Annotated in this window: 15 protein-coding genes; 11 read left to right on the forward strand and 4 right to left on the reverse strand. The window is 38.8% G+C overall.

Annotation, left to right across the window (positions count from 1 at the left end; genetic code table 11):
- The first annotated feature begins 285 nt into the window (after positions 1-285).
- Entirely contained in the window at positions 286-4,776 is a 4,491-nt protein-coding gene (gltB, locus tag EA341_RS02465; protein WP_293011099.1) for a glutamate synthase large subunit, read from the forward strand.
- Between the two features lies 1 nt (position 4,777).
- The gene (locus EA341_RS02470; RefSeq protein ID WP_293011100.1) at positions 4,778-6,253 is read left to right on the forward strand and encodes a glutamate synthase subunit beta; all 1,476 of its coding nucleotides are present in this window, start codon (positions 4,778-4,780) and stop codon (positions 6,251-6,253) included.
- A gap of 202 nt (positions 6,254-6,455) precedes the next feature.
- Here EA341_RS02470 and EA341_RS02475 read toward each other — a convergent pair whose 3' ends face one another.
- Positions 6,456-6,902 carry a DUF4890 domain-containing protein gene (locus EA341_RS02475; RefSeq protein ID WP_293011101.1) on the reverse strand — a complete coding sequence of 149 codons (447 nt, stop codon included), beginning with the start codon at positions 6,900-6,902 and terminating at the stop codon, positions 6,456-6,458.
- 172 nt (positions 6,903-7,074) lie between these two features.
- Here EA341_RS02475 and EA341_RS02480 point away from each other — a divergent pair, with 172 nt between their 5' ends.
- Positions 7,075-7,515 (forward strand): gamma-glutamylcyclotransferase family protein, encoded by a 441-nt coding sequence (locus tag EA341_RS02480; RefSeq protein WP_293011102.1) that lies wholly within the window; start codon positions 7,075-7,077, stop codon positions 7,513-7,515.
- Here EA341_RS02480 and EA341_RS02485 read toward each other — a convergent pair.
- On the reverse strand, positions 7,510-8,862 hold the full coding sequence (locus EA341_RS02485; RefSeq protein WP_293011103.1) for an NAD(P)/FAD-dependent oxidoreductase: 1,353 nt from the start codon (positions 8,860-8,862) through the stop codon (positions 7,510-7,512). The two genes, EA341_RS02480 and EA341_RS02485, sit on opposite strands and share 6 nt — an antisense overlap.
- Positions 8,863-9,014: 152 nt before the next feature.
- On the opposite strand from EA341_RS02485, the gene EA341_RS02490 reads away from it, so the two are divergent.
- The 4 genes from EA341_RS02490 to EA341_RS02505 all read left to right on the forward strand — a co-directional run bounded on the left by EA341_RS02490 (position 9,015) and on the right by EA341_RS02505 (position 11,095).
- Positions 9,015-9,722 carry a YebC/PmpR family DNA-binding transcriptional regulator gene (locus EA341_RS02490; RefSeq protein WP_293011104.1) on the forward strand — a complete coding sequence of 236 codons (708 nt, stop codon included), beginning with the start codon at positions 9,015-9,017 and terminating at the stop codon, positions 9,720-9,722.
- A gap of 155 nt (positions 9,723-9,877) precedes the next feature.
- The gene (gene yjjX, locus EA341_RS02495; protein ID WP_293011105.1) at positions 9,878-10,447 is read left to right on the forward strand and encodes an inosine/xanthosine triphosphatase; all 570 of its coding nucleotides are present in this window, start codon (positions 9,878-9,880) and stop codon (positions 10,445-10,447) included.
- Positions 10,448-10,542: 95 nt separating this feature from the next.
- Positions 10,543-10,857, forward strand: coding sequence for a co-chaperone YbbN (locus tag EA341_RS02500; RefSeq protein WP_293011106.1), 315 nt, complete (start codon positions 10,543-10,545; stop codon positions 10,855-10,857).
- Positions 10,838-11,095, forward strand: coding sequence for a hypothetical protein (locus EA341_RS02505; RefSeq protein WP_293011107.1), 258 nt, complete (start codon positions 10,838-10,840; stop codon positions 11,093-11,095). Before EA341_RS02500 ends, EA341_RS02505 begins: the two co-directional genes overlap by 20 nt.
- Before the next feature lie 75 nt (positions 11,096-11,170).
- Here the strand turns inward: EA341_RS02505 and EA341_RS02510 are convergent, their stop codons facing one another.
- Positions 11,171-12,169 (reverse strand): NTPase, encoded by a 999-nt coding sequence (locus EA341_RS02510; protein ID WP_293011108.1) that lies wholly within the window; start codon positions 12,167-12,169, stop codon positions 11,171-11,173.
- A 73-nt stretch (positions 12,170-12,242) separates the two neighbouring features.
- Between EA341_RS02510 and EA341_RS02515 the strand changes: the two genes are divergently transcribed.
- The 4 genes from EA341_RS02515 (at position 12,243) to EA341_RS02530 (ending at position 15,795) form a co-directional block, all read left to right on the forward strand.
- Positions 12,243-13,154: a M28 family peptidase gene (locus EA341_RS02515; protein WP_293011109.1), complete on the forward strand. Its 912-nt coding sequence runs from the start codon at positions 12,243-12,245 to the stop codon at positions 13,152-13,154.
- A 615-nt stretch (positions 13,155-13,769) separates the two neighbouring features.
- On the forward strand, positions 13,770-14,249 hold the full coding sequence (locus EA341_RS02520) for a TlpA disulfide reductase family protein (protein ID WP_293011110.1): 480 nt from the start codon (positions 13,770-13,772) through the stop codon (positions 14,247-14,249).
- Between the two features lie 7 nt (positions 14,250-14,256).
- Positions 14,257-14,880, forward strand: a complete 624-nt coding sequence (locus EA341_RS02525) for a thioredoxin family protein (RefSeq protein WP_293011111.1) — start codon at positions 14,257-14,259, stop codon at positions 14,878-14,880.
- Positions 14,881-15,021: 141 nt separating this feature from the next.
- Complete coding sequence (locus EA341_RS02530; protein WP_293011112.1) at positions 15,022-15,795, forward strand: hypothetical protein; 774 nt, start codon at positions 15,022-15,024, stop codon at positions 15,793-15,795.
- Between the two features lie 50 nt (positions 15,796-15,845).
- On the opposite strand, the gene EA341_RS02535 is transcribed toward EA341_RS02530, so the two are convergent.
- Positions 15,846-17,201, reverse strand: coding sequence for an NAD(P)/FAD-dependent oxidoreductase (locus EA341_RS02535; RefSeq protein WP_293011113.1), 1,356 nt, complete (start codon positions 17,199-17,201; stop codon positions 15,846-15,848).
- Positions 17,202-17,214 lie beyond the last annotated feature (13 nt).

Below are 17,214 nucleotides of genomic sequence, written 5' to 3' on the forward strand. Positions count from 1 at the left end.
ATTATTTTTTAAAAAAATTATTTGAAACCAGGTTTTGTGAAAATTACAGTTATTACTAAAAATCTACCTTCATTTTTAACTTAAAAAATTCAATTGTCAAACAATTTTTGAAAGTATAGGTTAATTTATTACGGATGACTTAATTTTATTTAATTTAACAAAGGCGGCATTTGTGTGCAAACAATGCATTTTTACGGGACGTTTATTACGCCTATTTTAAAAAAAGGAATTTTTTTTGTAAATTTTGCATCCATTTTAGATAAACCTATATTAAACCAAATATACATGAATCAAGGACTTTATCGTGAAGAATTTGAACACGATTCCTGTGGGATAGGAGCTGTTGTTAACGTAAAAGGAATAAAAAGCCATGAAACTATTAGTGATGCACTCTTTATGCTTAGCAATATGGAGCACCGTGGTGGACGTGGCAGTGACCCCAAAACCGGCGATGGTGCCGGGGTGCTTATACAAATACCCCATACATTTTTGAAAGAAGTAACCTCAAGGGCAGGGTTCGATCTGCCTGATGAGGGTAGCTACGGTGTGGGGATGACTTTTTTCCCGAAAAACAAACAGCTTTACAAGAAATCCAAAGAGCAGCTTAAAAAAATAATAGATGAATTAGGTTTCAAATTGATAGGCTACCGACAGGTGCCTGTAGACGAAACCGTCCCAGGCTCCGGAGCTTTGGAGGTAATGCCAAATATTGAAATGGTATTTGTACGTCACAAAGATGGTTTGAGTGATGTTGATTTGGAAAGAAAACTCTATGTGCTAAGGAATTATGCCACCAATGTCATCAACGATACAATCCCTGGTGTAAACTCAGCATTTTATTTTGCCAGTTTTTCGGCATTCACTCTGATATATAAAGGACAACTTAGAACAGATCAGGTGCTGCCGTTCTACAAAGACCTTCAAAACAATAAAATCACATCAGGATTGGCCATAGTCCATTCTAGATTTTCTACCAATACATTTCCCAATTGGAGATTGGCACAGCCTTTCAGGTATCTTTCCCATAATGGTGAAATCAACACCATCCGTGGTAATCTCAACAAAATGAAGTCAAAACAGACCTTAATGAGGTCTATTTATTTCAGTGATGATGAGCTGGCTAAACTTATGCCTATCACCAATAAATTGAATTCTGATTCAGCAAATCTGGACGCCATGGTAGAATTGCTTACCCTAAGCGGAAGATCTCTACCACATGTGATGATGATGCTGGTTCCTGAGGCTTGGCAGGATAATCAGACAATGGATAAGGACAGAAAAGCATTTTATAAGTTTCATGCGGCCCTTATGGAACCCTGGGATGGACCTGCTGCATTGTTATTTACAGATGGAAAATCTCTCGGCGCAACTTTAGATAGGAATGGTCTCCGCCCATTACGATATTTTGTAACTAGTGATGATAGACTTATACTATCATCAGAAGCTGGAGCTTTGCCTATCAGGGAAGCCACCGTAACAGATAAAGGAAGAATCAGTCCAGGTAGGATGCTGCTTGCTGATTTACAAAAAGGTAAGGTTTACCACGATGATGAAATAAAATCCTCTGTCTGCGACAATAAGCCTTATGATTCCTGGGTAAAGGAAGAAAGATTAAAACTCCGATTGATGCCCAATCCAAAAACTTTGGAGCATCCTTACACTTTGGAAGACCTTAAAAAGAGACAAACGATCTTTGGGTATACTTCCGAAGAAATCAAAGTGGTCCTTTCTCCAATGGGAGAAAACGGATACGAACCTATTGGTTCAATGGGGGCTGACACTCCATTGGCTGTGCTTTCAAAACAAAGTCAGCATATTTCCAATTACTTCAAGCAGCTATTTGCCCAAGTAAGTAATCCTCCCATCGACCCGATTAGAGAAAGGTTAGTAATGTCTTTGTTTACAAGAATAGGAGAAAGTCACAATATTTTATCAGAAAGCCCAAGACATTCCAGACAGATTCATATTTCACAACCTGTGCTTTTGAATGAAGATTTAGAAAAACTTAAGCACTTGGAGGATCAGGGCTACAGAACGGTAACCTTATATGCTCAATTTGAAGCAGACCATAAAGAAGGTAGGTTATCGGAGGCACTCGATCAACTTTGTAAGCAAGCAGAAGGTGCCATTTACGCTGGAAAAAATATCATCATCATATCCGATAGAAACAGTAACGAAAGCCATGCGCCAATACCATCTTTAATTGCTATAGGTGCTGTTCATCACCACCTGATCAAAAAGAAACTTAGGACGAGAGCAGGCTTGGTAGTAGAAGCTGGAGATATAAGAGAAACGCATCATTTTGCAACAGTTATCGGGTATGGAGCTTCCGCTATCAACCCATATTTGGCATTGGAGTCTCTGGCAAGCCTTAATGAAAAAGGTGTATTCAATAAGAAATTTGATCAAAAGGAGCTGTTCAGCAATTATCAAAATGCCATAGGAAAAGGCTTGTTGAAAGTACTTTCCAAAATGGGTATTTCGACTTTACAGTCTTATCAAAGTGCCCAGATTTTTGAGGCAATTGGACTTGGTCCTGAGGTAATTGACAGGTGTTTCAAAGGGACTGTCAGCCGAATTTCGGGAATTTCCTTCAATGAGCTAGCAGAGGAAGTATTGATTAGACATCATGCAGCTTATAAAACAGAAAGTCCAATTCTTGAAGCAGGTGGTGTATATCAATGGAAAAGAAGAGGGGAAAAACACCTTTTCAATCCTGAAACCATACACTTATTACAAAAGTCAACAAGGTTAGGTGATTATTCTCTTTATAAGAAGTTTGCACAAAAAATCAATGACCAAACAAAAGATGCGCTGACCCTTAGGGGACTTTTTGAATTCAAAAAACGAATTTCCATTCCATTGGAGGAAGTGGAGCCTGCAGAGTCAATCATGAGAAGATTTGCTACCGGGGCTATGTCTTTTGGTTCAATTTCTCACGAAGCACACTCTACTTTAGCCATAGCCATGAACCGTATTGGAGCCAAAAGTAACTCAGGTGAAGGTGGTGAAGATGAAATCAGATTTCAGCGAAAAGAAAACGGTGACTGGGAAAGATCTGCCATCAAACAGGTGGCCTCCGGTCGATTTGGGGTGACCAGTAATTATCTTACCAATGCCGAAGAGCTTCAAATTAAAATGGCTCAGGGTGCTAAGCCCGGTGAAGGTGGACAACTTCCCGGCCACAAGGTGGATGATTGGATCGGTAGGGTAAGGCATTCCACTCCTGGAGTGGGATTGATCTCTCCTCCGCCTCACCACGATATTTATTCTATAGAGGATTTGGCTCAGCTGATATATGACCTGAAAAATGCCAATAGAAAGGCAAGGATCAATGTCAAGTTGGTTTCGCAGGCAGGAGTAGGAACAGTAGCCGCAGGTGTAGCCAAAGCACAATCAGATGTTATTTTAATTTCCGGTGCGGATGGTGGAACAGGAGCTTCTCCGCTAAGTTCGATCCGTCACGCGGGTCTTCCATGGGAGCTGGGGCTATCTGAAGCCCATCAGACCTTAGTCAAAAATAATCTTAGAAGTAGGGTTACGCTTCAGACAGATGGACAGATACGTACTGGACGAGATCTGGCAATCGCTACCTTATTAGGTGCTGAGGAATGGGGTATATCGACAGGTGCGCTTGTGGTAGAAGGTTGTATTATGATGAGAAAATGTCACCTCAATACCTGCCCGGTGGGTATCGCAACTCAAAATCCTGAGTTAAGAAAATTGTTTACAGGAGACCCAGACCATGTGGTCAATTATTTCAAATTCTTAACAGAAGATTTGAGAGAAATTATGGCCTCTTTGGGCTTTAAAACCATAGATGAAATGGTAGGTCAAAGTGACGTTCTAAAAGCTACAGGGCACTTGAATCACTGGAAGTGGGACAAGGTAGACTTAAGCCCTGTTTTTCATAAGGTAGAGGTTCCCGATCATGTAGGGGTATTTAAGCAGATAGACCAAGAGTTTGAACTCAAAAAAGTTCTTGACAGAAAATTGATAAAGCAGGCAGCACCTGCACTGGAGCAAGCGAATCCTGTACGGGGTTCTTTCGAGATCAAAAATATAGACAGGACTGTGGGCGCCATGCTTTCCAATGAAATTTCCAAGATTTTTGGAAGTCCAGGCCTTCCTGATGATACCATTCATTATAAATTCAGCGGCTCCGCTGGCCAATCGTTTGGGGGATTCCTCACCAAAGGAGTGACCTTTGAATTGGAAGGTGAGTCTAATGATTACTTTGGTAAGGGACTTTCTGGAGGAAAACTTATCGTGTACCCTAGCAGGAACTCTAAGTATGTTGCACATGAAAATATCATAATCGGTAATGTGGCCTTCTACGGAGCTACTTCCGGTGAAGCGTATATCAATGGAAAAGGAGGGGAGCGATTCTGTGTACGTAATTCAGGAGTGGAAACAGTAGTAGAGGGCATAGGTGACCATGGTTGTGAATATATGACAGGTGGGTTGGTTATTAATATCGGTGAAATTGGAAGAAATTTCGCAGCTGGAATGAGTGGTGGAATAGCCTATATTCTTAAAGATTACCAAGACCTTATCAATCCTGAAATGGTTGATTTGGATCCTCTAAATGAGGATGACTTTGTCACAATCAAAAACAAACTGAATTTGCATGTCAACTTGACCAATAGCCAGTTGGCAACGGCATTTTTGGATGATTGGGAAAAGTATAAAAACAATTTTATTAAGGTTATCCCGAGGGATTACAAAGAAGTATTAAGAAAAAGAGCATTGGAAAAATCAACAACTTTGATTTAAAATGGCAGAGAAAGAAGGATTTATCAAGTATAAAAGAGAGTTGCCTCAGTCCAGAAAAGCTGAGGAAAGAGTAAAGGATTACAAAGAAATTTATCAGCCTTTTGATGAAAAAAAACTCAATAATCAAGCGGCGAGATGTATGGATTGTGGTATTCCTTTTTGTCATCAGGGCTGTCCTTTGGGAAATGTGATACCAGACTTTAATGATGCAGTACACAGACATGAATGGGAGGAAGCCTATCATATTTTGAAAAGCACCAATAATTTCCCTGAATTTACAGGGAGAATCTGTCCTGCACCTTGTGAGGCATCTTGCGTTTTGGGTATCAACAAAGACCCTGTTACCATTGAATTGATAGAAAAACACATAGCCGAGGAAGCTTATGAGCACGGTTATGTCAAACCTAACCCTCCTAAATCCAGGACGGGGAAAAAGGTAGCAGTTATTGGATCAGGTCCAGCAGGATTGGCAGCAGCAGACCAGCTTAATCAGGCAGGTCATGAGGTGACCGTCTTCGAGAAAGATGAAAAAGTAGGAGGATTATTGCGTTACGGGATACCCGACTTTAAACTCGAAAAGTGGGTTATCGACAGGAGGGTTCAAGTAATGGTGGACGAAGGGGTTATCTTCAGTACAGGTACAGATGTTGGTTTTAATATCAAAGCGGAGAATATACTTAGAAATTTTGATGCTGTGATTTTGGCTACAGGTGCACAGCACCCAAGGGAACTGAATATAAAAGGAGCAGACTTGAAAGGAGTTCATTATGCCATGGACTTTTTAGGCAAGCAAAACCAGGTCATAAGTGGAGAAATTGAGGAAAACCCTATATCTGCAAAAGACAAGGATGTTATTGTGATAGGAGGGGGAGATACCGGCTCAGATTGTATTGGTACTTCCAACAGACATGGAGCCAAGAGTATTACACAATTGGAACTCCTACCAAAACCCCCCAAGCAAAGGACGGTACTAAATCCTTGGCCAGAATGGCCTATGACATTGAAAACTTCCAGTTCGCATGAAGAAGGAGCTGACAGGGTCTTTTCTATATTGACTAAAGAATTTATTGGAAACGATAATGGAGAAGTGACAGGTCTTGTATTGGTTGATATCGAATGGAAAGAAGAAGGCGGGAAAATGCAATATGTTGAAGTACCTGGCACTGAGAGAACACTGCCTTGTGATTTGGCATTTTTGGCAATTGGCTATACCGGTCCAGCAAAAAATGGTTTGTTAGAAGCCTTCGGTGTACAGATCATGGAAAACTCGCTTCCCAAATCCAAAGATTATCAGAGTACTACTAAAAAAGTTTTTCTTTCCGGAGACATGAGAAGAGGTCAATCCCTTGTCGTATGGGCAATTTCAGAGGGAAGGGAGACAGCCGTAAAGGTTGATGAGTTTTTGATGGGATCCTCAGCATTACCTAGAAAGGATGAAGGATACTATGAAGTGGAGGAGGATATTCTTTCTGATTAATAAAAGCTACGAGCTGAAGAAATGATTAAGCATGGTAATAGCATGATTTGCACAGTCAATTAACATGCTAATAAATAGCGGGTTACAACTTGTGCTTTATGCATATAGCTGGATAAAAAAAAGCAGACCAATGATCTGCTTTTTTTGTTTGCCTTATCTAGGCGTTTAATCAACCAACCTTTCTATGAAATTTTTCTGATTATTATCTTCCACGGCCATATCGGCCTCTTGGAGAAGAGGCACTCCCTTTTTTATGAGAACCACCTTTTCGGAATTGCTTTCTACGGTTTTCTTCTCCTTTTCTCATTTCTCCACCTCTTTTACGATTGGATTCACGGAGTTCATTCCATTTCTCCTGTTGCTCAGGGCTGAGTATGACCTCCATTTTGGCTTGATGGGCTTCCCTATTTTGTTTCATCTCAGTCCTGCGGACTTCCATTTGGGCCTTTCTTGCCTCAGCAGTCTGCAAGTTTAACTCATAAACCTGTTTTTTCTGCTCTTCGCTCAGGTCCAACTTCTCAGCAAGTCTTTCGCTTGATCGCTCAGCCCTTTGCTCTGGACTGATTTCTTTTCTTTCCATATCTCTTTGAGCAAAAGCACTCAATAAGGTCAAAGAGAAAATTGCAGTTATCATCATTAGCTTTTTCATAGCATTAATATTTTTATTGTGAATTACAGAGTTTAATTTGTTGCTCCAAATAGATGGCTTTCCCGGAAAAAGCTTACTGTTTTTTGGTTGCAATCTGTGGGTTAGACTTAGATAGTCCTAAGAGGTTTAATCCAGTTTAGAATTAAAATGTTAATAAACCTTAATCATGTACATGGAGAAGTTTTACTATTTCGGTTATGCGAGTAACCTCGATGCTTCCACTTTAGAAGGGAGGTTAAAGTCATCAGCGAAAAAAATAGCGGTAGCTATTCTACCACATTTTGGTTTTAGGTTTAATGTTGAAAACCCGGATGGCAGTGCAAGGGCCAATGTGGTCCCTAGTCCGAATGAATCTGTTTATGGAATAATATATGAAGTTGATGTGGCAGACAAAGATTACTTCTTGACTTCTGAGCCTGGGTACGATTTTGTGGAACAGGAAGTATTTACCAAAAATGGAGCAATAAAAGCTTTCATGTTTAAATCTGTTAACATGAAAGACAATATTTTTCCAAAAGAAGAGTACTGGAAAGGGATAGTCAAAGGAGGAAAAGAAGCTAAGATCCCCAATACCTATCTCTCTCATATCATCAATCGAGCCGGAAGGTTATGAGCCTTCTTCTGGCTCATCTTGATCCAGCAGCCACTCTCTTTTATGTCGTTTGATATATTTAGGTCGGATAAGTAACCTTAGGCTCGGGTCAAAAGCCAGATACTTCCAAGCCCAGTTGATGAAAATGATCAACTTGTTTTTGACTCCAAGAATCGCCATAAGGTGCACGAAGAGCCAAACCAACCAGGCAAAAATTCCTTGAAAACTGATGAATGGAAGATCTACTACAGCCATCTTTTTGCCAACTGTAGCCATTGAACCCAGGTCTCTATATTTGAAAGGTTTCCAAGGTTTCCCTTTGAGGTCTAGTTTCAGGTTATTAGCCAGGTTGGAAGCTTGTTGGATGGCCACCTGAGCTACTTGAGGATGACCTTCTGGATATTTTTCATCTTTTTGCACACATTGATCTCCAAGCACAAATATGGCATCTTCATTTATGAGCCGGTTATTTTCGTCAACGATCAATCTTCCGTTTTTAGATATTTGTTCAGGTGAAATTCCCAGCAATGAATTCGCTTTGATTCCCGCAGCCCATAATAAGGTAATTGTTTGAATAGGCTCTTTGTCTTTGAGCTGTACACTAAACCCATCATAATCTTCCACCATAGTATTAAGCATTACCTCCACGCCTAGTTTTTCAAGGTAACTCTTTGCTTTTCCTCGTGAACTCTCTGAAAGGCCTGCCAATAAGCTTCCGCCTGCTTCGATGAGAATTACCCGCATATTTTCAAAACTCAGCTGTGGATAGTCCTTTGGAAAAACATGATTCCTGAGTTCTGCAATAGCCCCCGCCAACTCCACTCCAGTGGCACCTCCGCCAACAATTACCACATTCATGATTGGACGGCGCTCTTCTACTGTGGGAAGATTTACTGCCCTTTCATAGTTGGAAATGATTTTGTTTCGGATGTATAAGGCCTCTGAAGTTGACTTCATTGGAGCGGCATGGGTCTGAATATTTTTATTTCCAAAAAAGTTGGTGTTTGCACCTTGGGAAAGGACAAGCATGTCATAGTTCAATTGTCCCAAATTGGTCTCCAGGAGTTTTTTCTCTTTATCAATTTTCCTTACTACGGCCATGCGGAAAATGATATTTTCAGTTTTGTGGAAAAGTCTTCTTAGAGGAAAAGAAACTGCACTTGGGGAAAGGGCTGCTGTAGCTACCTGATAAAGTAAGGGTTGAAATTGATGGTAATTGTTCTTATCCAACAGAACTACCTGATAATCTGTTTTTGCGAGTTTTTGGGCAAGCTTCAAGCCCGCAAATCCGGCTCCTACAATAACAATTCTTCTATAATTTGATTTTGGAATATTGGGAATGGGAGTCAATTCCTGAACAGTAATCATAAAAATGTATTTTATTTAAAGGTCTTAAGTAAATGTAAGAATTAAGGATAAAACTTTACGTGTAACAACCAAACGAATTCAAGCTTTTTTAGATTCTAATCCTTTAGAAAAGATTTATTATTTTTACCAACCTTTAAAAATATAGCATACCAATGGGAAGAGCATTTGAATTTCGTAAAGAAAGAAAATTTAAGAGATGGAGCCAGATGTCAAAAGTTTTCACAAGACTAGGCAAAGAAATAGTGATGGCAGTAAAAGTGGGTGGACCCGATCCTGCCAACAATTCAAAACTGAGGACCATCATTCAAAATGCTAAAGGTGCTTCTATGCCTAAAGACAGGATTGAAGCAGCGATAAAAAGAGCCTCTAATAAAGATGAGAAAGATTACGAAGAAATCGCTTATGAAGGATATGGCCCACATGGAGTGGCAGTGATCATTGAAACATCTACAGATAATATCAACAGGACCGTAGCCAATATTAGAAGCTATTTTTCAAAAGCCAATGGATCGCTCAGCACTTCTGGGTCAGTGAGTTTTATGTTCAATAAAAAAGCTGTTTTCAGGTTTGCTCAAAATGAACTTGATATGGAAGAGCTTGAATTGGAACTGATCGATTTCGGTTTGGATGAAATAGATGAAAACGAAGGGGAAATTTTTGTATATACAGCTTTTGAAGACTTTGGGAAAATGCAAAAGGCGCTTGAAGACAAAAATATAGAAATCATTAATGCTGATTTTCAATGGTTTCCAACCACCACAGTTGAGCTTGATGAAGAGCAGGAAGAGGAGATCAATAAACTTATCGAAAAATTTGAAGAAGACGATGATGTCAATCAGGTATTCACCAATTTGGCATAATATCAATTGAGGTTGTGGACTGGCTGCAACCTTTTATTTTTATTCTTGTTCTGATCTTAAATGAACCTTGGTAATTTTTACTGAGTATGACTTTTATAAAAGTAAATGCTCTTGTAGAAGATACAGAAATCTAGAATGATTAATTTTATTACATAATGGCATTTCCAAAAAGAAAAAATATACAACAAGGAGTAAGACAACAGCTTGTTATAGTGGGCAGTAAAAACCCTGTAAAGATCAATTGCACAGATGGGGGATTCCATCAGGCTATGCAAGCTTCATTTTTGGTTGAGGGGCTGAATGTAGACGCAGGAATATCCAAACAGCCTACAGGTGATAATGAGACCTTAAAAGGAGCTACCAACAGAGCGGTAAATTCAAAAGCAATATTTCCAGAAGCAGACTATTGGGTAGGCATTGAGGGTGGCGTGGATACTATTAATGGGGAAATGCATGCTTTTGCCTGGGTAGTGATCATTAATAGAGAAGGTAAGGTTGGTAAGGCAAAAACTGCCTGTTTTATTTTGCCGGAAGCTATTTCTCAACTGATTGAAGGGGGAATGGAACTGGGAGAAGCTGACGACAAAGTGTTTCAAAGAGAAAATTCCAAACAGGAAAGTGGTGCTGTTGGAATCCTGACTCAGGGGGCAATAGATAGGAAGGAGTATTATCAGCAGGCGGTAGTGCTGGCCTTGATTCCTTTTATCAACGAAACCCTATTTTAAAGAACCTTCAATAGTATATAGAAATAATCAATTGGTTTTTAAAACACATAGCCCGTACCTTTGTGTTCTTAAAATAGACAAAAAAATAAAGCGATATGTTACAAGAATTAGAATCAGACAATTTAAATCAAATAATTGCTGACAACGAATTGGTCTTAGTACAATACAGTGCTTCTTGGTGTGGCAATTGCCGTATTATGAAGCCTAAAGTAAAAAGGTTATCGGGTGATTTTGAAAACATCAAGTTTATTTATGCTGATGCAGAAAAGTTTCCTGAGTCAAGAAAACTGGCTGAAGTGACAAACTTGCCAACTTTTGCTGCCTTTAAATCGGGTAAACTCGTCAATCAAGTACAGACTAATAAAGAAGAAGCTCTTAAAACCCTTATCAATGAGATTGCCGATAATTAAACACGTATTGAACTTCATTGAAGAAAATGATGAGGATTGGGTAAATGAGACTATAGAATTGTTGGAGAATATGTCTGAAATACCTTCCTTAAAAGATGAGGAGTTAGAGGTAATGGGTGAACTGCTGTCAAACCTCTATGGAACCTTGGAAGTCAATAAGATGGTCAAGGATGGAATGGATAAAAAAGAAGCCATGAACGCTTTTATGAAAAGGGTGACCGGCTCAATAGATAAATGAATTTTAAGCTTGGAGTTGTTTGATCACCCAATTATTCAATTAAAAGCTTACAATCAGGACCTTCGGGTCCTTTTTTTATTGTTTTATACTGAGGTTCTCCAAGAAGGAACTTAAAGCATTTCTCCAATTTGGATCAGCATCCCAGACAGGCCCAAGATACAATTCATCTCTAACGATCAGGCGTATATAATACTTGACAACGATACGGTTGGGCTCCTGAAGCCCCGATGGATTAAGCCCCATAGACTCCATAAGGTCGGCTTCTCTTCCCTCCACTTTTACCAATAAGAATTGTATTCGTTCACTGAGCAATTCTGCATCAGTTTTTGCTGTACCAAGGTATACGACTTCATGTGGGTAAGAGGCTTCAAAAATTCCTTGAAGTCCTTTTTTCTCAGCTTCCTGTTCTGCTAGAATAGCCTGTTCTGTTTTCCCTATCAAATCATACCTGAATGCACTGAGAATACCAGCATCACCCAATGCACCACCTAGTTGTACACCCAATTTAAAAACATCAAGGTTAAGCGGATTTCTTGGGAAAAATCTTCTTGTGGAGCTTGATCCGGACTGCCCAGCATCCTCTTTAGGGTATTCAGGTACTTCCAACACAAGGAAGTTTTGGGATTTTGAATTTTGTCCCAATTGTTTGAGGTTATCCTTTATTTCTGCAATAGTTTTTCCATCAATCGACCAGGCAGAAGTACTGCTGATGATACTGCTGGAATTGGAAAAAGGGGCAATGTGCAACAGAAATTGTCCATCTGATTTTCTGGTAAGGATGACAACAGATGAAATGAGCCGTTTATTGAATGAGTTTGCGTATGCCGCCTGGACCTCCTCGGATAAGGTAAGGTCTTCCAGTTCAAAGTATGCCACGGGGTCACCCCCAGCCTCCACCAGCCCTTCATGGACTCCTTCTGCAATGTCCTTCCAGTCCAATATAGGCTTGGCAGAGGGAGCATTTGATATCAGAACAATGGATTTCCCTTCTAAAAAGACTTCAGGAAGCGTATTTTGACCTTGTACAGCCAAAACACTCAGCAAAATTAGGCAGCATGCTGAAATATATTTCATTTATCTTTTGATTCGGGCAATGAAAACTTACTACTTTTATGGATATAGATAACGGTTAATTTAGCGCTCTAATATGAAAAAAATTCTGGGATTCTTTATTTTCTTTTCAGGAATAACATTTTATGCAAGCTTTGCTCAGCAAATAGACAGCCAAAAATTACTTGCAGATCTAGAGTATTTGGCGTCTGAAAAACTTGAAGGAAGGAAAACTGGCTCTGAAGGAGCAAATCTGGCAAGTGAATTTATCAAAAAAAGATTTCGGGATTTGGGTCTTACTTCTCAGTTTACCGATTTTACCCAGAGCTTTGACTTTTTTAATAGGAGAGAGATGAAAAAATACTCAAATGCCGCCAATATAGTAGGATTTGTCCCTGGCAGCGAGTCTGAGAAATTAATTGTAGTCATTGCCCATTATGATCATTTGGGGAAAAAAGATGGGAAAATATTTTTTGGAGCTGATGACAATGCTTCCGGAACTGCTGCTTTATTGGCTATAGCAGAATATTTTTCCTTAAATAGACCAAAACATTCCATGATGTTTGTCGCCCTTGATGCAGAGGAAATGGGACAGCATGGTTCGAAGGCCTTGGTGGAAGACTTTCCCTTTCCCATAGAACAGGTTATGTTGAATATCAATATGGATATGGTCAGTAGAAGTGATCAAAATCAGCTTTGGGCTGTGGGGACTTACCATTATCCTTTCCTTAAGCCGGTTTTACAACAGGTGGATAGAACATCTTCGATTTCCTTGATGTTTGGCCATGATGAACCAGATGGTGAATTACAGGACTGGACATTCGCATCAGACCATGCCGCTTTTCATAGAAAAGAGGTTCCCTTCATTTACTTTGGAGTGGATGACCATGAGGACTATCATAAGGAAACCGATACTTTTGAGAATATCGATCCTGATTTTTTTATTGAAGCGACAGAACTCATCTTGAAAGCATTGAAGGAGTTTGACACAGTACTTCTAGAAAAATAATTAAAATAGTACCCTACTTACTTCTATAAGTACCATTAATAGGGGGAAGCTTTAAAGTTCATTAATTTAGCATGAAAACTGTTTGGAAACTTGTTTAATTACTGTTCCTGAATGGAGCTCATTCTAGATCAAAAGTTTAGATGATTATTGGATTAGATTTATCCAAGAAAAGGTGAAAAAGAAGAATCTTCGGTTTCTAAATTTATCCACGGTAAAATTTTTTTAAAAAATGTAAAAAACTCATTTACAGCTAGATATCCACAAATCAAAGGTTTTTACATATGGGTTAATATATTGATATTCAGAGTTTTACGGTTAGACGGATAGGCGTTGTGGATAAGTGTGGATAAATGTGGATAAAAAAGTCTTGCTTTTTTGCATGTTGGATAATGATCAAAATTCGGTGTTTTTTATAAGCGGCTAAACAAGTTTTGTTACTTCACGTTAGCATTTTGTTAATCAGAAGGTCAGACCAAAATAGAATAATATTTTGGTACAATTATTTAGTTTTATTAAGGCTGTGTTTGATTACCTGTTTTTGGTACGGATACCAGCTGATATTATCTATAAATGAATTGGAAAAGTACAATTTTAATATAGTAAGTGAAATTTGTCATGAAAGCATTTACATTGCCCACAATCATTATCTTTACCCTGTTTATCTTTCAGTCGGATTTCCGTGAAGACAATTTTAAAATCATAAGTTTTCCCGAATTTGAACAGTTGACTTCGCAAAATTCAGATAAGATCAGGGTTTTTAATTTTTGGGCGACTTGGTGTGCCCCTTGTGTGAAAGAGATGCCCTACTTTCAAAAAGTACAAGCAGAAGACAGCTCATTGGATTTGATTTTTATATCTATGGATGACGGCAGAAAACCTGAAAGGGTCACCTCATTTATGGAAAAGAGAAATATTAGCGCTCCAGTTTACTTGCTCAACGATGTCGATTATAACAAGTGGATTGATAAAGTGGACCCATCATGGTCCGGAGCAATTCCTGCCACTTTATTTATCAAGCCTGATGGCAGTAGGTCCTTTCATGAGGGAGAAGTCACAGAAGAAGAATTGAAATCAATGATCCAACAACTAAAATAATACAGATATGCAAAAGCTTAGTTTATTTCTATTAGGAATGTTTTTCTTAAGTATGCACGCGATGGTGAGCGCGCAGGACAGCCAAGGCTTTGGTATTGGTGATACAGCCAAGGATTTCAACCTTAAGACCACTGATGGTTCTTCAGTGTCTTTGAAGGGTTTGGATGGAGCTAAAGGAGCAATTGTTATTTTCAGCTGCAACACCTGCCCTTATGTGGTTGCCTATGAAGATAGGATGATTGCGCTACACAACAAATATGCCCCGCAGGGTTATCCTGTCATTGCAATCAATTCAAATGATGCAAAAGCAAGTCCAGGTGACAGTTTCGAAAAAATGCAGGAACGTGCTAGAGAAAAAGGGTTTACTTTTCCATATGCCTATGACCAATCACAAGAGGTGATCAAAACATACGGAGGTACCAGAACACCACATGTATATCTTTTACAAAAAGAAGGAAGTGAATTTGTAGTAAAATACATAGGAGCCATAGATAATAATTATCAGGATGCTTCCGCTGTTACAGAAAGATATGTTGAAGATGCCATTTCTGCAATGATGGAAGGTAAGCCTGTTGCCAATCAAACTACCAAAGCAATTGGTTGTACGATCAAATGGACAAAAGCGGAATGATGTGATATTTTGAAAATTTAAATATTAAGGGCTGTTTTATACCAAAGCGGCCTTTTTTTCTTGCATCACCCTTTATTAGTTTGAAATTTACAGGTACAATCTTTTTATATACCTTTACTACAAATCATTGTAAAGTCAATTATGAGACAGCTGGTTTTTATTTTGGTAATTGGCATTTTGACAAGTTCTTGTCTTGAGGAAAACAACATTCCCAGCATTGGGAATAGGCTTTTGGCAATATATGTTGAGGATATGATATTTTTAGAATATGAGTATGATAGGGATGGTTCATTGATTGCGGATAAAGGTAAAATTCATTATTTTAAATATTTATATGATAAAAATAATGGAAGGTTTTCCAAAGAAGTATACTTTGATTCGAGAATATTCAGCAGTAATAGCAATGTCCTTCAGGAAAGTATAGATAGGACAGAATGGGTAAATCCACAAAACACAGCGCTTACAGGGACTTTGGTCTATGAGTTCGACTCAAAAAAAAGGTTGATAAAGAGTATTGAATTAAAAGGATATTCTGAATATGAATACAACAACAATGGTAGAATTTCAGCCAGAAAAATGTTCCATGATGGAAGACTAAGCGGTATTCGGGAATATGAATATGACCAGAATGGCAATGTCATCAAGGATAGTCATTTCCTTATTTCAGAAAATGCTTCTAAAACGCTTTCCAACACTACTCAATTTGAGTATGACGACATGAAAAATCCTTATCAATTCTTGAGACCTGAGCCCATTCCCGGTGAAAACACGAATCCTAATAACGTTACTCGGGCAAAATATACTGTAAAAAATACTCCTGAAGCCGCCTCAGATATTCAATACACATACCTTTATAATGACTTAGGATGGCCAATTGAAAGAAATGACGGACTGAGGTATAAGTATTCAAATTAAAGAATTTTGTTATAAAAAAAGGCTGAATCATTAAGAATCAGCCTTTTGTATTATACAGCTTTTACTCTATCTAGCTGATCTATAATGTCTTCATAATCTAGTTTATCCCAATTCTGGGTAATCAAAGGATCAGACATTACCATATCCATGATGGATGATTGAAGTTTGCCTTGGGCATAGGCTTCAGAATAAGGGATGTCAGAAAAAGTAACCATAGTATATAGAGGTATCCAATCCAGTGGATATAATTCATGTAGTCTGGCTTCTATTTTTTTACGAATCTGAAATTTTGGATCCGAGACTACATTCTTCATTTCTTCAAAATTATCCATGGCCAATTGGCAGATGGCATCCGTATCAGGTTTGCGGACCTTTTGAAACTTGGCAAAAACCAATTCCCATGCATTTGTGCCAAACTTACTGATCAACTTATCTAGGATATAGCAATCTTCAAATCCACAATTCATACCCTGACCGTAAAAAGGTACCATGGCATGAGAAGCGTCACCTATAAGTAGAGCTTTCTGTTGCATCCAAGGAAAACATTCAATATTGATAAGTGCTGATGTAGGATTGTTGAAATATTCCTGCTTCAAATTTGGCATCATCTGGAAAGCATCATCGAAGTAGGTCTTGAAAACTCCTTCTACATCTTTTTCGTCTCTGATGTTTTCAAAACAAACCCTTTTTCCTTCAAAAGGAAGGAATAGGGTACAGGTAAATGACTTATCAGGATTTGGCAAAGCAATCAGCATGAAACTGCCTCTAGGCCAGATATGAAGAGCATTTGGATCCATGGCAAACTCACCCTCTTCAGTTGCAGGAATGGTCAGTTCCTTATAGCCATGGGAAATATATTCTTGCTTATAATCAAAACGAACCTGCTTCAGCATAGCATTTCGCAAGGCTGAATAGGCACCATCTGAACCAATGATGACTTCTGAGCTTATGGTTTGGTTTTTGACTTCAGGATTGGATACCAATAAGGTATTGTCTCTGAGGTTTACATCCTCTATTTTATGTTCAAAGTGAATTTGTACCCCTTCAGCCTCTGCTTCTTCCATCAAAAGCTGATTGAATCGTCCTCTTGAAATAGAGTAAATGGCTTGACCTTCTTTTCCGTATGGGATAAATGAAGTTTTCCCATGCTCATTATGGATTTTCCTACCATACATCGGTATGGTCAAGGGCTCCACTTTTTCGGTTAGTCCTAGATCTTTCAAAGCTTTCCAGCCTCTGTCACTTAGTGCCAGGTTGATCGACCGTCCTTCTTCTTTGTAGTCTCCTTTTCGATTGTCAGCTCTTTTCTCGTAAATATCTACGCTAAGGCCTCTTCTTTTCAAATATATACTCAGCAGCGAACCGGTCAGGCCGGAACCCAATATGCTGATTTCATTTTTTTTCATAGGTTTGATATTG

This window comes from Mongoliibacter sp. (genome assembly GCF_007692705.1).
Taxonomy (GTDB): Bacteria; Bacteroidota; Bacteroidia; order Cytophagales; family Cyclobacteriaceae; genus Mongoliibacter.

Bases quoted from the DNA above. Each gene is read 5' to 3' on its own strand.
- gltB (WP_293011099.1), top strand. From the start codon at position 286: ATGAATCAAGGACTTTATCGTGAAGAATTTGAACACGATTCCTGTGGG.
- EA341_RS02470 (WP_293011100.1), top strand. From the start codon at position 4,778: ATGGCAGAGAAAGAAGGATTTATCAAGTATAAAAGAGAGTTGCCTCAG.
- EA341_RS02475 (WP_293011101.1), bottom strand. From the start codon at position 6,902: ATGAAAAAGCTAATGATGATAACTGCAATTTTCTCTTTGACCTTATTG.
- EA341_RS02480 (WP_293011102.1), top strand. From the start codon at position 7,075: ATGGAGAAGTTTTACTATTTCGGTTATGCGAGTAACCTCGATGCTTCC.
- EA341_RS02485 (WP_293011103.1), bottom strand. From the start codon at position 8,862: ATGATTACTGTTCAGGAATTGACTCCCATTCCCAATATTCCAAAATCA.
- EA341_RS02490 (WP_293011104.1), top strand. From the start codon at position 9,015: ATGGGAAGAGCATTTGAATTTCGTAAAGAAAGAAAATTTAAGAGATGG.
- yjjX (WP_293011105.1), top strand. From the start codon at position 9,878: ATGGCATTTCCAAAAAGAAAAAATATACAACAAGGAGTAAGACAACAG.
- EA341_RS02500 (WP_293011106.1), top strand. From the start codon at position 10,543: ATGTTACAAGAATTAGAATCAGACAATTTAAATCAAATAATTGCTGAC.
- EA341_RS02505 (WP_293011107.1), top strand. From the start codon at position 10,838: ATGAGATTGCCGATAATTAAACACGTATTGAACTTCATTGAAGAAAAT.
- EA341_RS02510 (WP_293011108.1), bottom strand. From the start codon at position 12,169: ATGAAATATATTTCAGCATGCTGCCTAATTTTGCTGAGTGTTTTGGCT.
- EA341_RS02515 (WP_293011109.1), top strand. From the start codon at position 12,243: ATGAAAAAAATTCTGGGATTCTTTATTTTCTTTTCAGGAATAACATTT.
- EA341_RS02520 (WP_293011110.1), top strand. From the start codon at position 13,770: ATGAAAGCATTTACATTGCCCACAATCATTATCTTTACCCTGTTTATC.
- EA341_RS02525 (WP_293011111.1), top strand. From the start codon at position 14,257: ATGCAAAAGCTTAGTTTATTTCTATTAGGAATGTTTTTCTTAAGTATG.
- EA341_RS02530 (WP_293011112.1), top strand. From the start codon at position 15,022: ATGAGACAGCTGGTTTTTATTTTGGTAATTGGCATTTTGACAAGTTCT.
- EA341_RS02535 (WP_293011113.1), bottom strand. From the start codon at position 17,201: ATGAAAAAAAATGAAATCAGCATATTGGGTTCCGGCCTGACCGGTTCG.